Here is an 18,821-nt window from a genome sequence, read left to right on the forward strand (position 1 = left end):
ATTGGGAGTTTTTTTTATATTCAATTTTCGCAAAATGCTAAGGAGGCAAACAATGATGTTCAAAGTTTTAGTATCTGATCCGATCAGCGACATGGGTATTCAAATGCTTTATGATGCAAGCGATGTTGAGGTTGTTAAACAGCCCGGACTCTCCGAGGATGAGCTGGTGGCGATTATCGGCGAATATGATGCCTTGCTCGTTCGCAGCCAAACGAAAGTTACGGAAAAAATTATGACGGCCGGAAACAAATTAAAGGTCATTGGCCGTGCCGGCGTCGGCGTTGACAATATTGATCTGGAAGCTGCGACTAAACGAGGCATTGTTGTGATTAACGCGCCGGACGGCAACACAATCGCGACTTGTGAGCTTACATTTGCCATGATGATGTCTACGGCTCGTATGATTCCTCAAGCATACAAAAAGACGGTTGGCGGCGAGTGGGATCGTAAATTTATCGGTGTCGAGCTTCGCAACAAAACACTCGGGATTCTCGGCATGGGCCGTATCGGCAGCGAAGTCGCCAAACGTGCGAAAGTGTTCGGTATGAATGTAATCGGCTATGACCCTTTCCTGACCGAAGAACGCGCTGAGAAAATGGGCGTTAAGCTCGGAACGGTGAATGAAATTGCCGCTCAAGCGGACTTCATAACCGTGCATACGCCACTCACGCCGGAAACTCGTCATCTGATCAGCAAGCAACAGTTCGAGTTGATGAAAAAAGGCGTTCGCATTATCAACTGCGCGCGCGGCGGCATTATTGATGAATTGGCATTGGTTGAAGCCATTGATCAAGGCATCGTAGCCGGAGCTGCATTTGACGTATTTGAAGTGGAGCCTCCGCAAAAAGATCATCCATTTTTGAACAATCCTAAAGTGATCGTAACGCCTCACCTTGGCGCTTCAACCATCGAAGCTCAAGAAAACGTAGCTATTGACGTTTCTGAAGAAGTACTTCACATTCTGCGCAACGAGCCGTTCAAAAACGCTGTTAACATGCCTCCAGTGCCTGCTAACGTGCTCAGCAAGCTGCAGCCTTACTTCGGCCTTGGCGAGAAAATCGGCAGCATCCTCGGTCAAATCGCACAAGGCGCCGTTGCCGAAATCGTCGTTAACTACGCAGGGGAACTGGTAGATGTCGATACAAGCCAATTGACACGTTACATCGTAAAAGGTGTGTTCCAGAACCAGTTAGAATCGATCAATATCATCAACGCGATGCATTTGGCAAAATCGCGCGGTGTCAACATCGTCACTCAAACATCGAATATTTCAAGCAGCTTCACGAATTTAGTAACGGTTACCGTAAAAACGAAGCAAGAAGAAAAAACACTCGCGGGTACATTACTCGCAGGTTTCGGCGAGCGTATTGTGCGCATCGATCAATATCCGGTGGACTTTGCCGCTGATGGCAACCTGCTGCTGATCTCCCACAACGATAAGCCAGGCATTATCGGCCGCGTAGGTACGCTGCTCGGCAGCAACGATGTTAACATTGCAACGATGCAAGTGGGCCGTAAAGTGATCGGCGGATCGGCAATCATGGTGCTGACCATTGATAAACCGGCTCCGGCGGAAGTGCTGGCTGATCTTGGCAAACAAGCGGAAATCGTCAACGTTCGTGCTCTTACGGTTTAAGGATTGCTAAGGTTGGACGATATCCGGAGAAGGAGGATCGGAGCATAGTGATAGCTATGTGAGTACCGGACTTCCCGGATTCGTTCAAGATTCGACGCCGAGTAACTTCCTTGAAACAGCTTCGTTTTGAAAGTGGGCTTTTTAAACTTCCTTTCATTTGTTTCACGAACAACAAGATTTTTTCTGATAATTCTACAAAATAAAGGCGTTTGCTGAGACTTTCTCCAGCAAACGCCTCTTTATTTGTCGAAATTGTTACGCAATTCTCACTTTGGGTCGCAAGGCAGCAAGATGGTGAAGGTTGTCCCTTGACCGAGTGAACTCTGAGCCGTTACGCTGCCTTGATGCGCGTCGATAATGTTCTTCACGATGGCGAGGCCCAGCCCCGTACCGCCTGAAGATCCACGCGTACGCGCTTTATCGGCCTTATAAAAGCGCTCAAAGATATACGGCAGGTCATCGGCGGGGATCCCTTTCCCCTCGTCGGTGACCTCAATGCGGATCGCCGGCTGATCCTTATAGACAGCCGGCTCCGCCTTCACGGCAATACGAGCGCCGCCGACCGTATGCCGGAATGCGTTGTCGAGCAGGTTCGTCAGCACCTGCTCGAGACGATCCTCATCCGCCCGCTGGAGGATGAGGGGCTGCTCCGGCAGCTCGGCGCTAAGCGCGATGCCGCGCTCTTTGGCCAGCACCGTAAACTTACGGTGCATGCGTTTCACCAGGGAGTCGACTTCGACCTCCCTGAAGTAGAGCTCGAGATGGCCCGCTTCCATCCGGGCCAGGTCGAGCAGGTCACGGACGAGCCGCCCCATGCGGAGCGACTCGTCGTGGATGACCTGCGCCATTTCCTTGCGCTCCTCCGGCGAGGAGGCAATGTCGTCCAGCAGGGCTTCGCTGTAGCCCTGGAGCATCGAAAGCGGCGTACGCAGTTCGTGCGACACGTTCGCGACGAAGTCCTTGCGCAGCTTATCAAGGCGCTCTTCTTCCGTCACGTTGCGCAGAACCGCGACGGCGCCTCGCACCTGCTCGCGCGAGTAGAGCGGCGTCATGGCGACGGACCAGACGCCATTCTGCACGTACAGTTTCGAGGCAGCTTCGGACGACTCGGCCACGACAGCTTCAAAGAGAGGGATAAGCGGAACCGGGATGGGCTCGGATTCCAGCTTGCTATAACTGGTCAGCCCCCAGTCACCGAGCGACGTATCCGGCTTGCGGAAGCGCTCCGAGCCTTCGTCATCGGACCAATCGATCGTGCCCCACTCTTGAACGATCTTCTCTCCTTGCGGGTTGGTCAGCATGACTGAACCGTCTGCATCCAGCGTAATCACGGCATCCGTCATGCTTCGCAAAATGCTGGACAGATGCTCTTTCTCTTCACTAAGGGCTCTCACGCTCTCCTGCATTTTACCGCCCATATGGTTAAAGGTTTTGGCGAGCTCACCGATCTCATCCTTGGAGAGGATCGGGACACGCGTTCCATATTCGCCGAGTGTAATCAGATCCGCCGCTTTTTTCAGCTGCTGCAGCGGGCGCGTAATTCGCGAGAACAGGAAGAACGCGAAAAAAGTGGTCATCAGGAAGCCAACAATCGATACATAAATGAATAGCCGCAGCATATATGATTGCGTTGCTTCAAACGATTGAAGGGATTGGTAAAGCAATGTCGCCCCGACAATAGTACCCAGTTGATTTTTTAACGGCACCGCAACGACCAAATACTCAGCGCTTGTATATAAATGGCCGCCGCTGGAATTGCTCATTTGCTTCCATTGTACCTGACCGGAAAAAACTTGCTTGAGCTCGCTCTCCGTGAAGAAGTCAGTAGCATGGAATGCAGCTACACTGCTGCCTTCAACCTGAGGCATAGCAGTTTCCTTCATGTCGGTATTGACCACAAGCATTTTCGCGTCCTGGAAGCTTAACAATTCATTGCTCAAAAGATAGAATTGGTTATCGTACATATGGCGAGAGGCTTCATCCGAAAACCGCTGCGCCATCTTTATCGTTTTCTCCATTTGACCTTTAGCTTGAGCGAAATAATTCCCCATATAATTGACAAGAAAAAAGCCCAGTATGAGCAGTACAACCGCAACCAGGCCAATAATCGTTAACCACAACTTTCCTACGACGCTTCTGAAAATAAACACGTTATTTAGGCACCTCTAGCTTATAGCCTACTCCCCATACAGTCGTAATCATCGCAGCAGCATCCGGGGATACTTTGTTTAGTTTTTCGCGCAATCTTTTCACATGCGTATCTACGGTTCGCAAATCCCCGAAAAACTCGTAATTCCATACGTCTTTGAGCAGTTCCTCACGAGAGAACACTTTGTCGGGGGAAACTGCCAGATAATGCAGCAGCTCGTACTCTTTCGGCGTTAAAGCGACCTCCTGCCCGCCTGCAGTTACCCGGTGCGCATCATGCTCAATCACCAAATTGGGGAATACGATATTATTGCTGGATCCGGCATCCTTGGATAAATAAGCAGTCGCTGAGGAGCGGCGAAGGATCGCCTTAACCCGGTAAATCACTTCACGCGGACTGAATGGCTTAACGACATAGTCATCAGCACCCACCTCAAAACCGCTTACCCGGTTCGTCTCTTCCCCTTTGGCCGTCAGCATGATGACCGGTGTGGACTTCACTTGACGAAGACGGGAACAAACCTCAATGCCGTCAATGCCCGGCAGCATCACATCGAGCAGCACCAGATCGTAGTCCGTCTCGGACGCCATGCGCAGCGCAGTTTCCCCATCCTCCGCTTCTTCGATAATATAGCCTTCTTTTTCCAAATACATCCGCAGCAATCTGCGAATCCGTTCTTCATCGTCAACAACCAATATGCTTGCCTTCATATCCATAGAGCGTCACACCCTTCTCCCTTATAGAGGTTTTGTTGAAACAAGTTCCCTTCCTTATACACCCGCGTAAGAGTGGAGACCGGCAATGACCAGATTCACCCCGACTAACGTAAACATAACCACAATAAATCCTACGACCGTTAACCATGCCGATTTCTTTCCTATCCAGCCTTTGGAAAGACGCAGATGTAAAAATACCGCGTAGAACAACCAAGTAATTAATGCCCATACTTCTTTGGGGTCCCATCCCCAGAAACGTCCCCAAGCTTCTTGCGCCCAAATCATCGCAAAGATCAACGCGCCTAGTGTGAAGATCGGGTAGCCGATGGCGATCGCCCTATAGCTGATCTCGTCCAGATCCTCAGGATCCATGCCTTTTACAACAGGACAGATGGCCGCTCCTAACGGCTTGCGCGCAATCAATCTAGCCAGAACGTAAAGAATGAACCCGCCCAAAAGCGACCAGATAACTGTATTTAGCTTGCGGCCCGCACTAGCGCCTTCCATCCAGGATGGTGCAGTGAACAGGGGTTCTGTCATGCCCAGAAAAGGTTTCATTTCAACCACTTGCATGCCATGAGGCTGAACAATGGGAGGCAGCACATAAGTTTCATTCTGCGTGTTGGTCTGCTGTTGGCCTTGTGCATCCGTCACTTGCTTGGTAAATGTCGCTTTATATCCCGATCCGTTAAATGTGAAAATACTGCCTATGAAAGCAACCAGCATCAAAATGAAAAACAGCGTTAATTCGATGCCTCGTTGTTCCCGCTTATCCTGCTTGGAAGTTCCTTTAAAATCAACGGCTCGCAGCAAGTACATCAATCCGCCTGCAAAACCGACACCGAAGAAAGCTTCCCCCGTTGCTGCCGTTGTCACGTGAATTTTGAGCCAATAGCTTTGTAAGGCAGGAATTAATGGTTGTACTTCGCTCGGAAACACGGATGCGTAAGCAATCATAATGAATCCGATCGGCAAAGCGAAAACACCAAGTACAGGCGTCCGATAGATCAGATAGACAATCAGGAACGCAAACATGATCATCATGCCTAAAAAGGTCATAAACTCATACATATTCGATGTAGGAATATGGCCGCCTTCCGCCCATCTTGTAAAGAAGAACGTCACTTGACAGGCAAAACCGATAACAGAAACAATGAAAGCGACAAAGCCCCAGCGTTTGGTATGCTCTTCAGGATCGCGATTGCTCCACCTTTTCCCTGTTATGGAGAGGACGAAAAGCAAAAAGGCTAACAAATATACAAAAAAGGCGATAAGTAGAAACGTACTGCTGACTGAATTGACATTCACCCTTGCTTTCCTCCTTTATCTAACAATTTTGGCGAAATCGTAATGTTATTCTTAGTTAGCGCAGCTGCCACTTCATTGCGTAATCCAAAGTAGTTCTTGTTCGTGTGCGCTCCGAGCGTGATTTGATCGCCATCAATGCGAAGCCAGACCCGGCGATGTTGCCAGTAAAACCCCATAATAACGCCAATCATGAAAATCGCGGATCCTACCCATATGTATGGCATCGCCTTATCCACACGAATGTTCAAATAAGACGTATATTGGGCGAATTGCACGCCTTCCATCGAGCCTACTGCAATGTTAAGCTTTTTGGCGATAGCGCCGTTAATCGCATCTTGGGAGTATGATTCTTTATCAATTTGTCTCGGGAAATACATGTACGGCTCGCCATTCGCAGCAAGGCCGGGCCCCGTAATGCTAAAAATAAATGCAGGCGCTTTCGGTTCATTCGATTTGCTGATCGGCTGTCCTTTGTCATCTAATCCGAAATCCGGGAAATATCCCTTTAACTTCAAATTGTAAGGACCGACCTGATACTCATCCTTCGGATTGTTCATCGGCAGCTCAAAGCTGCCATAAGACTCGCCTGTTTGCGGATTACTGATCGTGGGCTTAACTGAGATTAGCATCGGTGAGGCTTTGTAATCGAATTGATACGCTTGCAAACCTTTGTAGTCCAAAGGATGATTGACTAGAATCTCCGCTTTATACACTTCTTCGAGCTGAGGTTCTTTCGAAGGATCGTCACAGTTGGCTGTACAATGATATAAAACAGCCTTGGTCTCGTATGTTTTCGGTACGATTTGGCCTTTATCTTTGATGCTTTCCGGCAATTCCTTGTCATCGTATAGCTCGAGATTGAACTTCTCATTTTTCAAATAAAAAGAAGTATGAGGAATTTGCTTGGTTTCGCCTTCGAGAATGCCCATATATTCGTCCATGTGCCATCCGGGAATGCTTCGCATCAACACACCTAACAGAAAAATGATAAGTCCAATATGGTTAATATAGGGCCCCCACCGGCTAAATCGGTATTTCTCAGCCAGAAGCGCTGTTCCATCCGTATGTACGCGGTAATTCTTTTTTCGAAGTGATGCCCCCAACTGGTTTGTCCACTCTTCGGCTCGCGCGTTCTCTGGCAACGACCCGACATACGTAACCTTTTGCCTTGTCAAAAAGCTTTCGTGTTTGCGGATTTGCTGTTTGGACAGAGCCTTGTAAAGCGGAAGCACACGGTCTAGACTGCATACGACAAGCGAAGTCCCGATCATAAACAATAGCGTGATAAACCACCATGAGCTGAATGTATGAGAGAAGCCCAGAAAATGATAAATTTTACCGAGCGTTCCGTAGTTCTGTGCATAATACTGGGCCGGATCCATATCAAGAAACGTATTTTCCTGCGGATAAATCGTTCCAACCGCTGATGCCACAACAGTCGCTAGAATAATACCTACCGCTATTTTAACCGAGGAGAAGAAATTCCAGACTTTATCCAGTACGGAAGGATTCGACTTCTGAGAGCGGCGGGCCATTCCGTCATAGCGCATCTCCAGCAGATCAGTACCATCCTCATCAATGAGCGGCTTCCCGCACGATTCGCAAAGCGTGGTACCGGTCGGATTCTGATGCCCGCAATCACATTTGGTGTTGTGAAACATGATGTCCTCCTAAAAAACCTTCAGTTTATTTCGCTTTGGCTGTTAATTGGGCAAGCGTTTGGTCAATAAACGATTCCGTCATTTGCCCGATTTTTTTCACTTCGACTTTACCGTCCGGATTTATAAAGAATGTCGTGGGATAATCCATAACACCGTACTTTTTGCGCACTTCTTCCTTCGCATCCAGCAATACAGGCAGGTTCAGCTTATACTGGTCCATGAATCCCTGTACCGTCACTTTGTTTTTATCGACGTTCACTTCCAGGAAGACAACGCCTTGAGAGTTCCATTTGTCATATTGTTTTTGGAGATCCGGCATTTCTTCTTTGCATGGCGGGCAGAATGTTCCCCAGAAGTTAACCAGCACCGGTTTTCCTTTATATTCCGACAATTTATGCGTTTTTCCATCCAAACCGATCAAGGAGAAATCGGGCGCTTTATCCCCTACTTGCGGGTATTTCTTGCTATCCGCGGCGGATAAATTCGTAATAATGGTAAATACGCCAATAATGAGCACAACAGCAAATATCGCCATCTGTACCCATTTCTTTTTTGCACCCACACTCAATCACCTTCGCTTTTACATAACATTGTTAACCATTTCACATACGTTTATATGTTCATTATAACGAAAAGAAGGCCAATTCCTATTGGCCTTTTTGAACTTTATGTGTCGAGAGCGCAGCGTCCTTCAGCTCTTTGATTTCACTCACGGTGAGATGGCGATACTTCCCTCGCGGCACTCCTGTCAGGAAGATCGGACCAAACTTTATTCGTCTAAGACGGATAACCGGAAATGAGATCGACTCGAACATACGTCGTACTTGTCGGTTTCTGCCTTCATAGATCGTGATCTCAATGATCGATTCATTTCTCTCCGGATTCACGTCCGCATATTCCACTTCCGCCGGAGAGGTCATTCCATCCTCTAATTGAACGCCTGTTCTTAGTTTATCGAGAAGCGTACCATGAGGCACACCTTTAACTGTAGCCTGATAGGTTCTGGGTACATGATGTTTCGGGTGTGTTAACAAATGCGCGAATTCCCCATCATTGGTCAGAAGTAGAAGGCCTTCCGTATCGTAGTCGAGACGACCGACCGGGTAGACACGTTCTTTAATGCCGGGCAAGAAATCGGTGACGACTTTCCGTCCGCCAGGATCTGTCGCGCTTGTAATGACGCCCTTGGGTTTATTCAAAAGCACATATATTTTTTGCTGTTGGTTGATGGCTCGTCCATCTACCTTAATTTCATCTTCCTGCGAGTTCACTTTCACCCCGAGCGTAGTGACAACTTCTCCGTTCACTTGCACGCGCCCGGCTGTAATAATTTCCTCACATTTCCGGCGGGATGCGATTCCCGCTTCGGCTAAAACTTTTTGCAGTCTTTCCATGATCCGCTATTCACCTCATGCTAATGATAACGGAGTTGCATGTAAATCACAAGAGCGCAGCGATTTAAGCAAAAACAAGGTAACAGATAACGATGGATGCCACAAAACCTACGAGGTCGGAGATCAATCCGACTTTAAGCGCGTAGCCCGCTTTGCGGATGCCGATCGCGCCGAAATACACCGTTATCACGTAAAGCGTCGTGTCTGTACTGCCCTGAACGGTAGATGCGATGCGCCCGATCATGGAGTCAGGCCCGAATTGCTCGATAAGATCGGTCGTAAAAGCCAAAGACCCCGCACCCGTAATAGGGCGCAGAATCGCTAGCGGCAGCACCTCGGTCGGGATGCCCAGGTTCTCGAAAAACGGCCGCATCCAGCCAAGTAAGATATCCATCGCTCCCGATGCGCGAAAAACCGAGATCGCGACCATCATGCCGACGAGATGCGGAATAATTTTAATAGCCGTATCAAACCCTTCTTTCGCCCCGTCCACAAAGGACTCATAGACCGGAACTTTACGGTATGCAGCATATAAAGGTATGAAAACAATCATGACAGGGATAGCCCATGCCGATAGAAGCGAAATGAAGGCGTACATGTGTAATCATCCTTTCAAAGGCGGTATGGGCGAACGCGACCTTCGATACCAACGATCCACTAGAATTGCTGCAGCCGTCGATATCGCTGTGGCAATGAGCGTGGTCCCGACGATTTCAGCCGGATTCACGGAATTAAAATTCATTCGGATGGCAATCAGCGTAGTCGGAATGAGCGTAATACTCGACGTATTTAATGCCAGAAGGGTACACATTGCCGGGCTCGCTGTCTCTTTATCCGTGTTCAGCTTCTGCAATTCCTGCATCGCTTTGATCCCCATTGGCGTGGCTGCATTTCCCAACCCTAATATATTAGCGCTCATATTGGACATGATGTAGCCTAATGCCGGATGGTTTTTCGGGACACTGGGAAAAAGAAATCGTACAACCGGACGCAAAAGAATCGCAAGCTTGCCAAGTAACCCCGCATCTTCGGCGATTCGCATCATGCCTAGCCAAAAAACGAGAATGCTGATCAGTCCGAAGCACACAGTCACTCCGCTTTTCGCCCCATCAAAAGCAGCTTGGGTCACAATCTCCACATTGCCGTTAAACGCCGCCACGACGAATCCTACAACAATAAAAAACAACCAAATCCAATTCACCATTGCTGAATCCCCCCTAGTCGGCCCATTCGGACATAGAGAACGTGAATAATTTCTGTACTAGCATTCTACAGATCAGTAGATATTTCGTAGTCAATGTTTCCTGGTAAGCCTTTCCTTCTTTAAAACTGAACGTGGATTGATCGGACTCTTGCATGCGGGCACTTGCTTTATCGTACAAAGGGACGTTTTGGATCAGCTTCTGATTCAGATAAATCTGAATGATCCCTCTCTCTCCCAGACGGTAATTCGTTGATGCCGTATCCGTAAATACGAGCTTTTTACTAATGGAGCCTGCCTCCCCTTCCCCTAGCGGATAAGAAAAAGAACGGCCGACTACCCATGGGCTGCCTTCAACAGTCCCTCCTTTTAACGTCACTTGCTGAAGCGGATAATTCTTGAATCCGTATTGGAGCAATCTGGCATGATCTGCCCAATCAGTCGAATCGTCAAGAGTCACGACGGCAAGCTGTTGTCCATTTCGCGTCGCCGACGAAACCAAACAGCGCTTGGCCAGCTTGGTATATCCCGTTTTGACACCGTCCGATCCTTCGAAGATCGACAGCATCTTGTTTTTATTGAACCACGTGTAATCCCATTTTTCATTCGGATTCGGTACCTTTTTCATTTTCGTGCTCACGATTTCTTGAAAAATCGGGTTTTTCAATGCATAGGCGGTCAGCTTGGCCATATCGTTAGCGCTGGCACGATGGCCTTCGCCTTCATCTAGCCCGGACGGATTCGTGAAATTCGAATGATCCATGCCGATCATTTTCGCCTTTTCATTCATCATGTAGACGAAGCCTTCCACGCTCCCGCCAACATGTTCGGCAATGGCAGTCGCCGCATCATTGCCCGAACGCAGCATCAGGCCATACAGCATATCGTGCAGGCGCATTTCTTCGCCAAGTTTGAGATAGATGGACGAGCCTTCTTTGCCGAACGCGTTTTTACTAACTTTTACCATATCATTTAGCTTGCCGTTCTCAATGGCAACGATCGCCGTCATGATCTTGGTCAAGCTGGCAATACGCATCGGCACGTCACCTTTAACGCTGTATAGAATGCGTCCGGATTCCACATCAATAAGCGATGCTCCGGTCGCGTTCGTACTGATTCCAGGCGGGGCAGCCTCCGCTTGTCCATAAGGTGTCCATAGAAAGACGACAATCAATGTCCATAAGATCGTATTGACGACTCTGTTCTTCATTTTCTTCCTCCTACGCGAAAGAGCTTGTATCAAAAATATTTTTTGCTCGCTCATGCCAAAACTTTGTACAAGTATATGCTTCTCTAGCGGGGATAGACCTTGAACCAGGTTATTTACAAACCGGACGCCTCTCGCTATAATGAGATAGAATTTCATACGGAGATCACCGGAGGAGCCTGCCAACGCAGGCTTCTTTTTGCATTTTTTGGGGTTCTCCGCACAAACTACACATAGACAAGGAGGGCTAACATGCTTACATGGCTCGCACTGATTATTTTTTTAATCACCTATGCACTCATTATTTCGGAAAAGGTTAATCGCGCAGTGATCGCTTTGCTCGGTGCCGCAATTATGGTCTTCGTGGGTATTCTCGACGTCCACAAAGCTTTTCAGCAGTACATCGAATGGGAAACCATCACTCTTTTGATCGGGATGATGATTCTTGTAGGCATTACGAATCAAACCGGCGTATTTCAATTCGCCGCGGTTCGCGCGGCTAAACGGGTGAAAGGAGATCCGCTGCGGATATTATTGGCCATGTCCGTACTAACGGCCTTCGGATCAGCGCTCTTGGATAACGTTACAACCGTATTATTGGTTGTACCCGTGACATTTGCGATTACACGTATTCTGGAAGTGAATCCGGTCCCCTTCTTATTAGCCGAGATCATCGCATCCAACATTGGAGGTACAGCTACCCTGATTGGCGATCCGCCTAATATCATGATTGGCTCCGCTAACCCTCATCTTACTTTTAATGCCTTTTTAGTTCATCTCGCACCCATCACAGTCATCATTATGGGAGTCACGTTATTCATACTTTATTGGATTTATAAGAATCAATTAAGACCAAACCCTGAGCTTCAAGCAAAGCTCATGGAGATGAAGGAACAAGATTTGATTAGAGATCACGTTCTCATGAGAAAGTCGCTCGTCATTTTATCGCTGACCATCCTCGGTTTCATGCTCCATGCCGTCATCCATGTTGATGCAGCTGTTGTAGCGATTACAGGCGCAATTCTGCTTATGCTTTTTGGTCTGAAAGAGCATGATGTAGAGACCGCATTCGACGCAGTAGAGTGGGTGACGATCTTTTTCTTTGCGGGGTTGTTCAGCTTGGTGGGAGGGCTGCAAGAGGTCGGATTGATCAAAGATTTGGCCATGAAAGCTTTGGACGTAACCGAAGGGGACATCAGAATCGCTTCCGTGCTCATCTTATGGGGATCGGGCATAGCCTCGGCAACGATTGACAATATCCCTTTTGTCGCTACGATGATTCCGTTAATCAAAGACATGGCGGCAGGTCTCGGCCTGTCTGTGAATTCACCGGAAGTGAACACCTTGTGGTGGTCGCTGGCGCTTGGCGCATGTCTAGGAGGCAACGGCACCATTATCGGGGCTTCTGCCAATGTTATTGTCGCAGGTCTTGCCACGAAAGAAGGAAAAGGATTTAGTTATTGGGAATTTCTAAAAATCGGCGCACCCATTACGATTATTTCATTGATGCTGGCGCAAGTTTATGTGTACCTGCGCTACTTGATGTAAAAACGCACAAAAAAGAGCTGCCCGCAACCGCGAGATCAGCTCTTTGCTCTTCATCCCATTAAACGATAAAGTTCTGATTTTCGATATTCGTTACGCTCGTTGAACCCGTTGTCGCAGTACCCAAGTTGCTCGCCGTCTTGGTTCCAACGCCTTTAAGCATGCTCTGGATTTTATCCACTACTTGAGGCGCAGAATCGATCAAACGTTCCAGTATGTGTGTTTGATTGTCAAGCGGAACCACTTTTACCCCATTTTTACCAACAACGAGGAAAGCGATAGGTGTAATGGATACCCCGCCGCCGCTGCCGCCGCCAAAAGGAAGGGCAACTTTTGCATTTAATGCATCGCTTTTATTAATAGCGCCGCCTTCGATCTCAATTTCGGAGTCTGTAACGAACTCGCTTCCGCCTGCCGCGAAGCCAAAACCAACTTTGGAGATAGGCATGATGACACTACCATCTGGGGTCTCAACAGGATCGCCGACAATTGTATTGACGTCGACCATTTCTTTAATATTTTCCATCGCTACTTTCATGAGACCTTGAATCGGATGTTCGGACATCTTGATATTCCTCCTTTTTTTTCGTAGATAGTGAAAGCCATAAGCTTGAAAGAGCAATAATGGTTCTTTTTTATAGTGCCCTCGCGGGAATGCCCTTATGTACAAAAATCAAGATGCCATTTTGGCTCTAGCTTTTAAGAAAATTTGGTACCAAGTGCGTATTCCTCCCTTTATCTTGGCCGCTCTCGCCAGGAGCCGTACGCCGGCAAACAATACAAACCATACCCGGATGCGGCCCGCAAGCCGAAACTCGGTTGAAAATTGCGGTTCGTTGTATTGAGGGATGACTTCAACCCGAGGCCTTGTTTGGACTTGTACGAACTTCGCTGCAAAGCCGAGCAAGGAAGATTTAATAGCCCAAATGGCTCCTGTTGTAATCGCGGTTTCAGGTGCGTCACCGATGCCAATGCGTGTAATCCACTTTATTTCGGTGCACTGTACTTTAGCTAACGTTTGCTTCATCCAATCATAAAAATTCAGGGTATTCACAAGGGCAATCTTCGCTTGTTTGAAAAACTCAACGACTTTTTCCTTCGTTATGTGATCTTTGGTCGCATCTTTAAGTTCAGTGCTAGTTTTATTCACAGTTTCGGATTTAATCATAATCCCCTGTGCGAAACTTTTAAATTGAATAATCGGAATGACATACCGGTATCGCACCAACCCAAATAAAGCTCTCATTTCCATCGAAAGCGTGTCATTGTCTTTTACCCGTGAAAAATAAAACTCTCCGCGAATAAAACTAAACATGGTAATTAAAAGTGCGATCACAATAAGGAAGCCAACTAGGCCTAACCAAAACAACGCGCAGATCCCTCCCTCAAGATCCCCCATTTATGAATAGAAATGCTTTGAACTATTTCCTGTACAGCAAAAAAACTCCACCGCAAGAAAGAATCTTCTCGCCATTGGAGTTAGTATGACCTTGAAAAGGAAATGAAATGCATATCGGAGTATGTGAAAAGCATTATTCGACGACTTTATCCATATCCTCAAACGTAATCTGCTTCTGATCATCGCCTAATCGATCAAACAGCATGCGTGTTTCTTCCTCTAAGTCAAAAGTCCCTTGGATGCTTGTGGAATCCGGAAGCTCTTGAATCGAGCTAAGCCCGAAATATTCAAGAAATTGTTTCGAGGTGCCATATAAGATAGGTCTTCCTACAGCTTCGGCCCTGCCCACTTCTTCGATCAGGTCTTTGGCGGTTAGCGTTTGCAAGGCGCGGTCGCATTTAACGCCGCGGATCTCTTCAATTTCCACTCTTGTAATCGGCTGTTTATAAGCAATGATCGATAATGTTTCCAGTGCTGCTTGAGAGAGCGATGAGCGCGAGGGCGAATACGCAAGCCGTTCAAAATATGGCGCATGCTCGGCGAGCGTTGTCAATTGGTAAGCGCCGGCCACCTCAACGATTTGAATGCCCCTGCCTTTGCGCTTGAAGTCCGTCTTCATTTCGCGGACCAAGTCGTGAACCAGATGCACGTCGAGCTCCAACACTTCAGCCAATTGCTTGGCATCCAAGCCTTCGTCGCCGGAAGCAAAGAGCAGTCCTTCAATAATTGATTTCATCTGTTGAAAATTGAGCGTCAATTTCAGAATCCTCCTCTTTCGCATGGATGACAATGTCTTCAAACAGCTGATGCTGGAAGCACATAATCTTTTTCATTTTCATTAACTCAAGTAAAGCCAAGAAGGTGACGACGATTTCTTCACGTGTCATTTCATAGTCGAAAAGCTTAGAGAAAAGCAGTTTCCCGCCTTTGAATTTGAGCATATCTACAACTTCTCGCATGCGGTCTTTCACGGAAATTTCATCGCGACGAATTCTGGCGACGATATTGCGATTGGCCAGCTTCCGCAAGGTGCGTTGAAAAGCGAATAATAAATCGGCGACATCCAATCCCTCAACCGGATTCTCATGTACAACCGGCAAAAACGGCGTTAAATCTTCCGGCTCGCGGGTATACACCATGCTTCTCTCTACTTCTTTATCCCTGAGCATATCCGCGATCGACTTGTACTTTCGGTACTCGATCAGTTTGGCGACGAGTTCGGCTCGAGGATCCAGCTCATCTTCGAACTCATCATAATATTCATCAAATTCAATAACCGGCGGCTTCGGCAAGAGCATCTTGCTCTTAATGGATAACAGCGTTGCCGCCATTACCAGGAATTCGCTCGTGACTTCCAGCTCCAGCTCTTGCATCGCCTGCACATAGGCCAAGTACTGATCGGTGATCTCTTTGATCGGAATATTATAAATATCCAGTTCGTTCTTATCGATAAGATGCAGCAGCAGATCAAGGGGGCCTTCAAACGCTTCCAGTTTATAAGTGACTTTCATCCAGCAATCCCCCTTGTCATAGTGCAAATATATTCATCACAAGCTGCGCGGCAATCGGATAGGCGTGTGCCAATCCCCATTGACCGATAGGCGTTATCATCAAAAGTAGGACAAGCAGTAAACCATAACGTTCATTTCGCTCAAACCAACTTTGATTGTGGCTTGCGGCGAGTCCTTTAAGGATGTACCATCCGTCTAGCGGATACAACGGTAATATATGTATGATTAATACCATTAAATTCACAATTACGCAATACTGCAAATAAACTCGCCATTGTTCCACGGCCATTGTTTCGATACCGCCTCCTATCCAAGAAGGCAGAAAGAAATTCAACCACCAGAAGAAAAAGACGAGTAATAGATTCATAAAAGGACCTGCGAGATAAACAAGCGTATTCGACAACCTTGGTCGTAAGCGAAAGCGAGCCACGTCAACCGGAAGCTTTTTCGACCAACCGTAAGGGCCGAAAGCAATCATCGCGAGCCCCAAAGCATCTAAGTGTGCCAAGGGGTTCAGCGATAATCTTTTACCCTCCCGGGCTGTCCGATCTCCTAATAACCATGCGGTTCCGGCATGCGCCGCGTCATGCAACGTCATGGCGATGAGAAAAGCGAACAGCCGAGGCAGCAAGGTTTCCAGATGGAAATAAGAAAGCATTAGGAAGTCAATTGTTTCGTCAAGTTGGCCATTTCGATAGCGGTAACTGCCGCTTCCCAACCTTTGTTGCCTGCTTTAGTGCCGGCACGTTCAACCGCTTGTTCAATCGAATCCGTGGTCAATACGCCAAACACCGTAGGCACTCCTGTTTTCAAATTGATGGCGGATACGCCTTTCGCAACTTCGCTGCACACATAATCGAAATGCGGCGTTGAGCCTCGAATGACTGTACCTAAAGTAATGACGGCGTCATATTTGCCGCTTTCAGCCATTTTTTGCGCGATTAAAGGAATTTCAAAAGCACCAGGCACCCAGGCGATTTCCACTTCATCATCTTGAACGCCGTGGCGTTTCAAAGCGTCTTGAGCGCCGCCCAGCAGCTTGGATGTAATAAATTCATTAAAACGGCCGACAACGATGCCGTATCTCAAGTTTTGCGAGACTAAATGACCTTCATAAATTTTTGACATGTGATTTCTCCCTTTCACTCTTTAAGTTCCGTATTTAAATGCCGCTGCCGGAGTCGTGAAACTCAAGCATGTGTCCAAGTTTTTGCTTTTTGGTCTGCAAATAATTCAGGTTATGCTCTTTGCTTTCCATTTGAATGGCTACCCGCTCGACAACCTCAAGGCCGTAGCCCTCTAAGCCTTTAATTTTGCGTGGATTGTTGGTCAGAAGGCGAAGTTGGCGAATACCGAGATCTTTTAAAATTTGCGCCCCGATGCCGTAATCCCGAAGATCCGGAGCAAAGCCAAGCTTAATATTCGCCTCAACCGTGTCGAATCCCTGCTCCTGCAGCGCATAGGCTTTCAATTTATTGATCAGGCCGATGCCGCGACCTTCCTGACGCATATATAATAATACACCATTGCCTTCTTCATCAATCTGTTTTAATGCAGCATCGAGTTGCGGGCCGCAATCACAGCGGTGCGAATGGAACACATCGCCGGTCAAACATTCGGAGTGTACGCGCACCAAAGTCGGTTTTTCGGGGTCGATCGTTCCCTTTACCAGCGCCACATGCTCTTTATTGTCCAACTGATTGGTATAGGCAATTGCTTTGAATGTGCCAAAATCGGTCGGCAGCTTGATCTCCACTTCACGCTCGACGAGCTTCTCCTTTTGATTCCGGTAATGAATCAAATCCTGAATCGTAATGATGCGCAGCTCATGCTCGGCTGCGATTTCCATAAGATCAGGTACACGTGCCATCGTACCGTCTTCTTTAATCACTTCACAGATGACAGCTGCCGGATAAGAGCCGCACATTTTGGCCAGGTCGACTGCGGCCTCGGTATGCCCTGCTCTGCGGAGCACGCCGCCTTTTTTGGCTATCAACGGAAAAATATGACCGGGTCTGCGGAAGTCTTGCGGTCTCGTTCGGGCATCGATTAACGCCTGGACCGTACGAGAACGTTCATGGGCAGAAATTCCGGTGCTCGTCTCGACATGATCGACAGAAACGGTAAATGCTGTGCCATGGTAGTCTGTATTGCGAGCGACCATCGGCGGGAGGTCAAGCTCTTGCGCCCGCTCTTCGGTAATCGGCACGCACACGAGGCCACGACCTACTTTAATCATAAAATTGATCACTTCAGGAGTCGCCTTATCCGCGAGCGCGATAAAATCCCCTTCATTTTCACGATCCTCATCATCCACAACGATAATGACTTTGCCCAGCATGAGATCGGAAATCGCTTCTTCTATCAAATTAAAACGTATGTCAGTCATTGTTCATCTCTCCTAACTCTGAACCTACATGAAGCCATGCTCGGCTAAAAAGCTTTCCGATAATGAGCCTTGCCCGCTTGAATGACCTCCGGCCGCGCCTGACGGACCGAATCCGAGAAGACGCTCCATGTACTTACCGAGCACGTCGCACTCGATATTCACCGTATCTCCGGCTTTTTTATCGTAAAGTACGGTTTGCGCAAGCGTATGCGGGATGATGGAGACCGAAACCTCACGGTCCGTCACGTTCACAACCGTAAGACTAATGCCATCGATCGTGATCGAGCCGCCTGCAATGATATATTTGAAAATTTGCTTGTTCTCCGGTTCAAACCGGTAGACAACCGCATTTTCTTCGGGGGTACGGGAGCTTATCGTCGCCGTCGTGTCAACATGTCCTTGAACGATATGTCCGCCGAAGCGTCCGTTTGCTGCCATGGCCCTCTCCAAATTGACGCGTGTGCCGGTTTGCAGCTTGCGCAGATTGGTTTTGCGGTACGTTTCAGGCATCACGTCCACGGAAAAGGAATCCGTGTCAAAAGCAATCACCGTCAAGCAAACCCCATTAACGGCGATGCTGTCGCCAAGATGAACGTCTTCGAGCACTTTCTTGGCGCCTATCGTCAACACCATCGCTTGTCCTTGACTATGGATGCGGCGCATGCGGCCGATTTCTTCAATAATGCCGGTAAACATGCCAGCCCT

General features: G+C 48.0%; 19 protein-coding genes. 2 read left to right on the plus strand and 17 right to left on the minus strand.

Going from position 1 to position 18,821, the window contains the following annotated elements; genetic code table 11:
* Window positions 1-55: 55 nt before the first annotated feature.
* Window positions 56-1,636 (plus strand): phosphoglycerate dehydrogenase, encoded by a 1,581-nt coding sequence (serA, locus tag ACFQZT_RS12275; RefSeq protein ID WP_379300453.1) that lies wholly within the window; start codon window positions 56-58, stop codon window positions 1,634-1,636.
* Window positions 1,637-1,902: 266 nt separating this feature from the next.
* Here the strand turns inward: serA and ACFQZT_RS12280 are convergent, their stop codons facing one another.
* The 9 genes from ACFQZT_RS12280 to ACFQZT_RS12320 all read right to left on the minus strand — a co-directional run bounded on the left by ACFQZT_RS12280 (window position 1,903) and on the right by ACFQZT_RS12320 (window position 11,275).
* Complete coding sequence (locus ACFQZT_RS12280) at window positions 1,903-3,786, minus strand: ATP-binding protein (RefSeq protein ID WP_379300085.1); 1,884 nt, start codon at window positions 3,784-3,786, stop codon at window positions 1,903-1,905.
* Between the two features lies 1 nt (window position 3,787).
* Entirely contained in the window at window positions 3,788-4,501 is a 714-nt protein-coding gene (locus ACFQZT_RS12285; RefSeq protein WP_379300087.1) for a response regulator transcription factor, read from the minus strand.
* Window positions 4,502-4,555: 54 nt separating this feature from the next.
* Complete coding sequence (gene ccsB, locus ACFQZT_RS12290) at window positions 4,556-5,809, minus strand: c-type cytochrome biogenesis protein CcsB (RefSeq protein WP_379300089.1); 1,254 nt, start codon at window positions 5,807-5,809, stop codon at window positions 4,556-4,558.
* Window positions 5,806-7,470: a cytochrome c biogenesis protein ResB gene (resB, locus tag ACFQZT_RS12295; protein ID WP_379300091.1), complete on the minus strand. Its 1,665-nt coding sequence runs from the start codon at window positions 7,468-7,470 to the stop codon at window positions 5,806-5,808. Before resB ends, ccsB begins: the two co-directional genes overlap by 4 nt.
* Before the next feature lie 25 nt (window positions 7,471-7,495).
* Entirely contained in the window at window positions 7,496-8,032 is a 537-nt protein-coding gene (resA, locus tag ACFQZT_RS12300) for a thiol-disulfide oxidoreductase ResA (RefSeq protein ID WP_379300093.1), read from the minus strand.
* Window positions 8,033-8,117: 85 nt separating this feature from the next.
* Window positions 8,118-8,864 carry a pseudouridine synthase gene (locus ACFQZT_RS12305; protein WP_379300095.1) on the minus strand — a complete coding sequence of 249 codons (747 nt, stop codon included), beginning with the start codon at window positions 8,862-8,864 and terminating at the stop codon, window positions 8,118-8,120.
* A gap of 64 nt (window positions 8,865-8,928) precedes the next feature.
* Window positions 8,929-9,462 carry a spore maturation protein gene (locus ACFQZT_RS12310; RefSeq protein ID WP_379300097.1) on the minus strand — a complete coding sequence of 178 codons (534 nt, stop codon included), beginning with the start codon at window positions 9,460-9,462 and terminating at the stop codon, window positions 8,929-8,931.
* Between the two features lie 6 nt (window positions 9,463-9,468).
* Entirely contained in the window at window positions 9,469-10,068 is a 600-nt protein-coding gene (locus ACFQZT_RS12315; RefSeq protein ID WP_379300099.1) for a nucleoside recognition domain-containing protein, read from the minus strand.
* Window positions 10,069-10,081: 13 nt separating this feature from the next.
* Window positions 10,082-11,275 (minus strand): D-alanyl-D-alanine carboxypeptidase family protein, encoded by a 1,194-nt coding sequence (locus ACFQZT_RS12320; protein ID WP_379300101.1) that lies wholly within the window; start codon window positions 11,273-11,275, stop codon window positions 10,082-10,084.
* 249 nt (window positions 11,276-11,524) lie between these two features.
* On the opposite strand from ACFQZT_RS12320, the gene ACFQZT_RS12325 reads away from it, so the two are divergent.
* Complete coding sequence (locus ACFQZT_RS12325) at window positions 11,525-12,820, plus strand: ArsB/NhaD family transporter (protein WP_379300103.1); 1,296 nt, start codon at window positions 11,525-11,527, stop codon at window positions 12,818-12,820.
* Window positions 12,821-12,878: 58 nt separating this feature from the next.
* Here ACFQZT_RS12325 and ytfJ read toward each other — a convergent pair whose 3' ends face one another.
* The 8 genes from ytfJ to ribE all read right to left on the minus strand — a co-directional run bounded on the left by ytfJ (window position 12,879) and on the right by ribE (window position 18,812).
* On the minus strand, window positions 12,879-13,382 hold the full coding sequence (gene ytfJ, locus ACFQZT_RS12330; protein ID WP_379300105.1) for a GerW family sporulation protein: 504 nt from the start codon (window positions 13,380-13,382) through the stop codon (window positions 12,879-12,881).
* Between the two features lie 108 nt (window positions 13,383-13,490).
* Complete coding sequence (locus ACFQZT_RS12335; protein WP_379300107.1) at window positions 13,491-14,186, minus strand: DUF2953 domain-containing protein; 696 nt, start codon at window positions 14,184-14,186, stop codon at window positions 13,491-13,493.
* A 163-nt stretch (window positions 14,187-14,349) separates the two neighbouring features.
* Window positions 14,350-14,952 carry an SMC-Scp complex subunit ScpB gene (gene scpB / locus ACFQZT_RS12340; RefSeq protein ID WP_379300455.1) on the minus strand — a complete coding sequence of 201 codons (603 nt, stop codon included), beginning with the start codon at window positions 14,950-14,952 and terminating at the stop codon, window positions 14,350-14,352.
* The gene (locus ACFQZT_RS12345) at window positions 14,936-15,727 is read right to left on the minus strand and encodes a segregation and condensation protein A (RefSeq protein WP_379300109.1); all 792 of its coding nucleotides are present in this window, start codon (window positions 15,725-15,727) and stop codon (window positions 14,936-14,938) included. The genes scpB and ACFQZT_RS12345 overlap by 17 nt, the downstream gene beginning before the upstream one ends.
* A gap of 16 nt (window positions 15,728-15,743) precedes the next feature.
* Window positions 15,744-16,445: a site-2 protease family protein gene (locus ACFQZT_RS12350; RefSeq protein ID WP_379300111.1), complete on the minus strand. Its 702-nt coding sequence runs from the start codon at window positions 16,443-16,445 to the stop codon at window positions 15,744-15,746.
* On the minus strand, window positions 16,385-16,855 hold the full coding sequence (gene ribH / locus ACFQZT_RS12355) for a 6,7-dimethyl-8-ribityllumazine synthase (protein WP_379300113.1): 471 nt from the start codon (window positions 16,853-16,855) through the stop codon (window positions 16,385-16,387). The genes ACFQZT_RS12350 and ribH overlap by 61 nt, the downstream gene beginning before the upstream one ends.
* Window positions 16,856-16,889: 34 nt before the next feature.
* Window positions 16,890-18,116, minus strand: a complete 1,227-nt coding sequence (locus ACFQZT_RS12360; protein ID WP_379300115.1) for a bifunctional 3,4-dihydroxy-2-butanone-4-phosphate synthase/GTP cyclohydrolase II — start codon at window positions 18,114-18,116, stop codon at window positions 16,890-16,892.
* Window positions 18,117-18,140: 24 nt separating this feature from the next.
* The gene (gene ribE, locus ACFQZT_RS12365; protein WP_379300117.1) at window positions 18,141-18,812 is read right to left on the minus strand and encodes a riboflavin synthase; all 672 of its coding nucleotides are present in this window, start codon (window positions 18,810-18,812) and stop codon (window positions 18,141-18,143) included.
* Between the last annotated feature and the right edge of the window lie 9 nt (window positions 18,813-18,821).

The organism is Paenibacillus sp. GCM10027628 (assembly GCF_042676385.1).
Taxonomy (GTDB): domain Bacteria; phylum Bacillota; class Bacilli; order Paenibacillales; family NBRC-103111; genus Paenibacillus_E.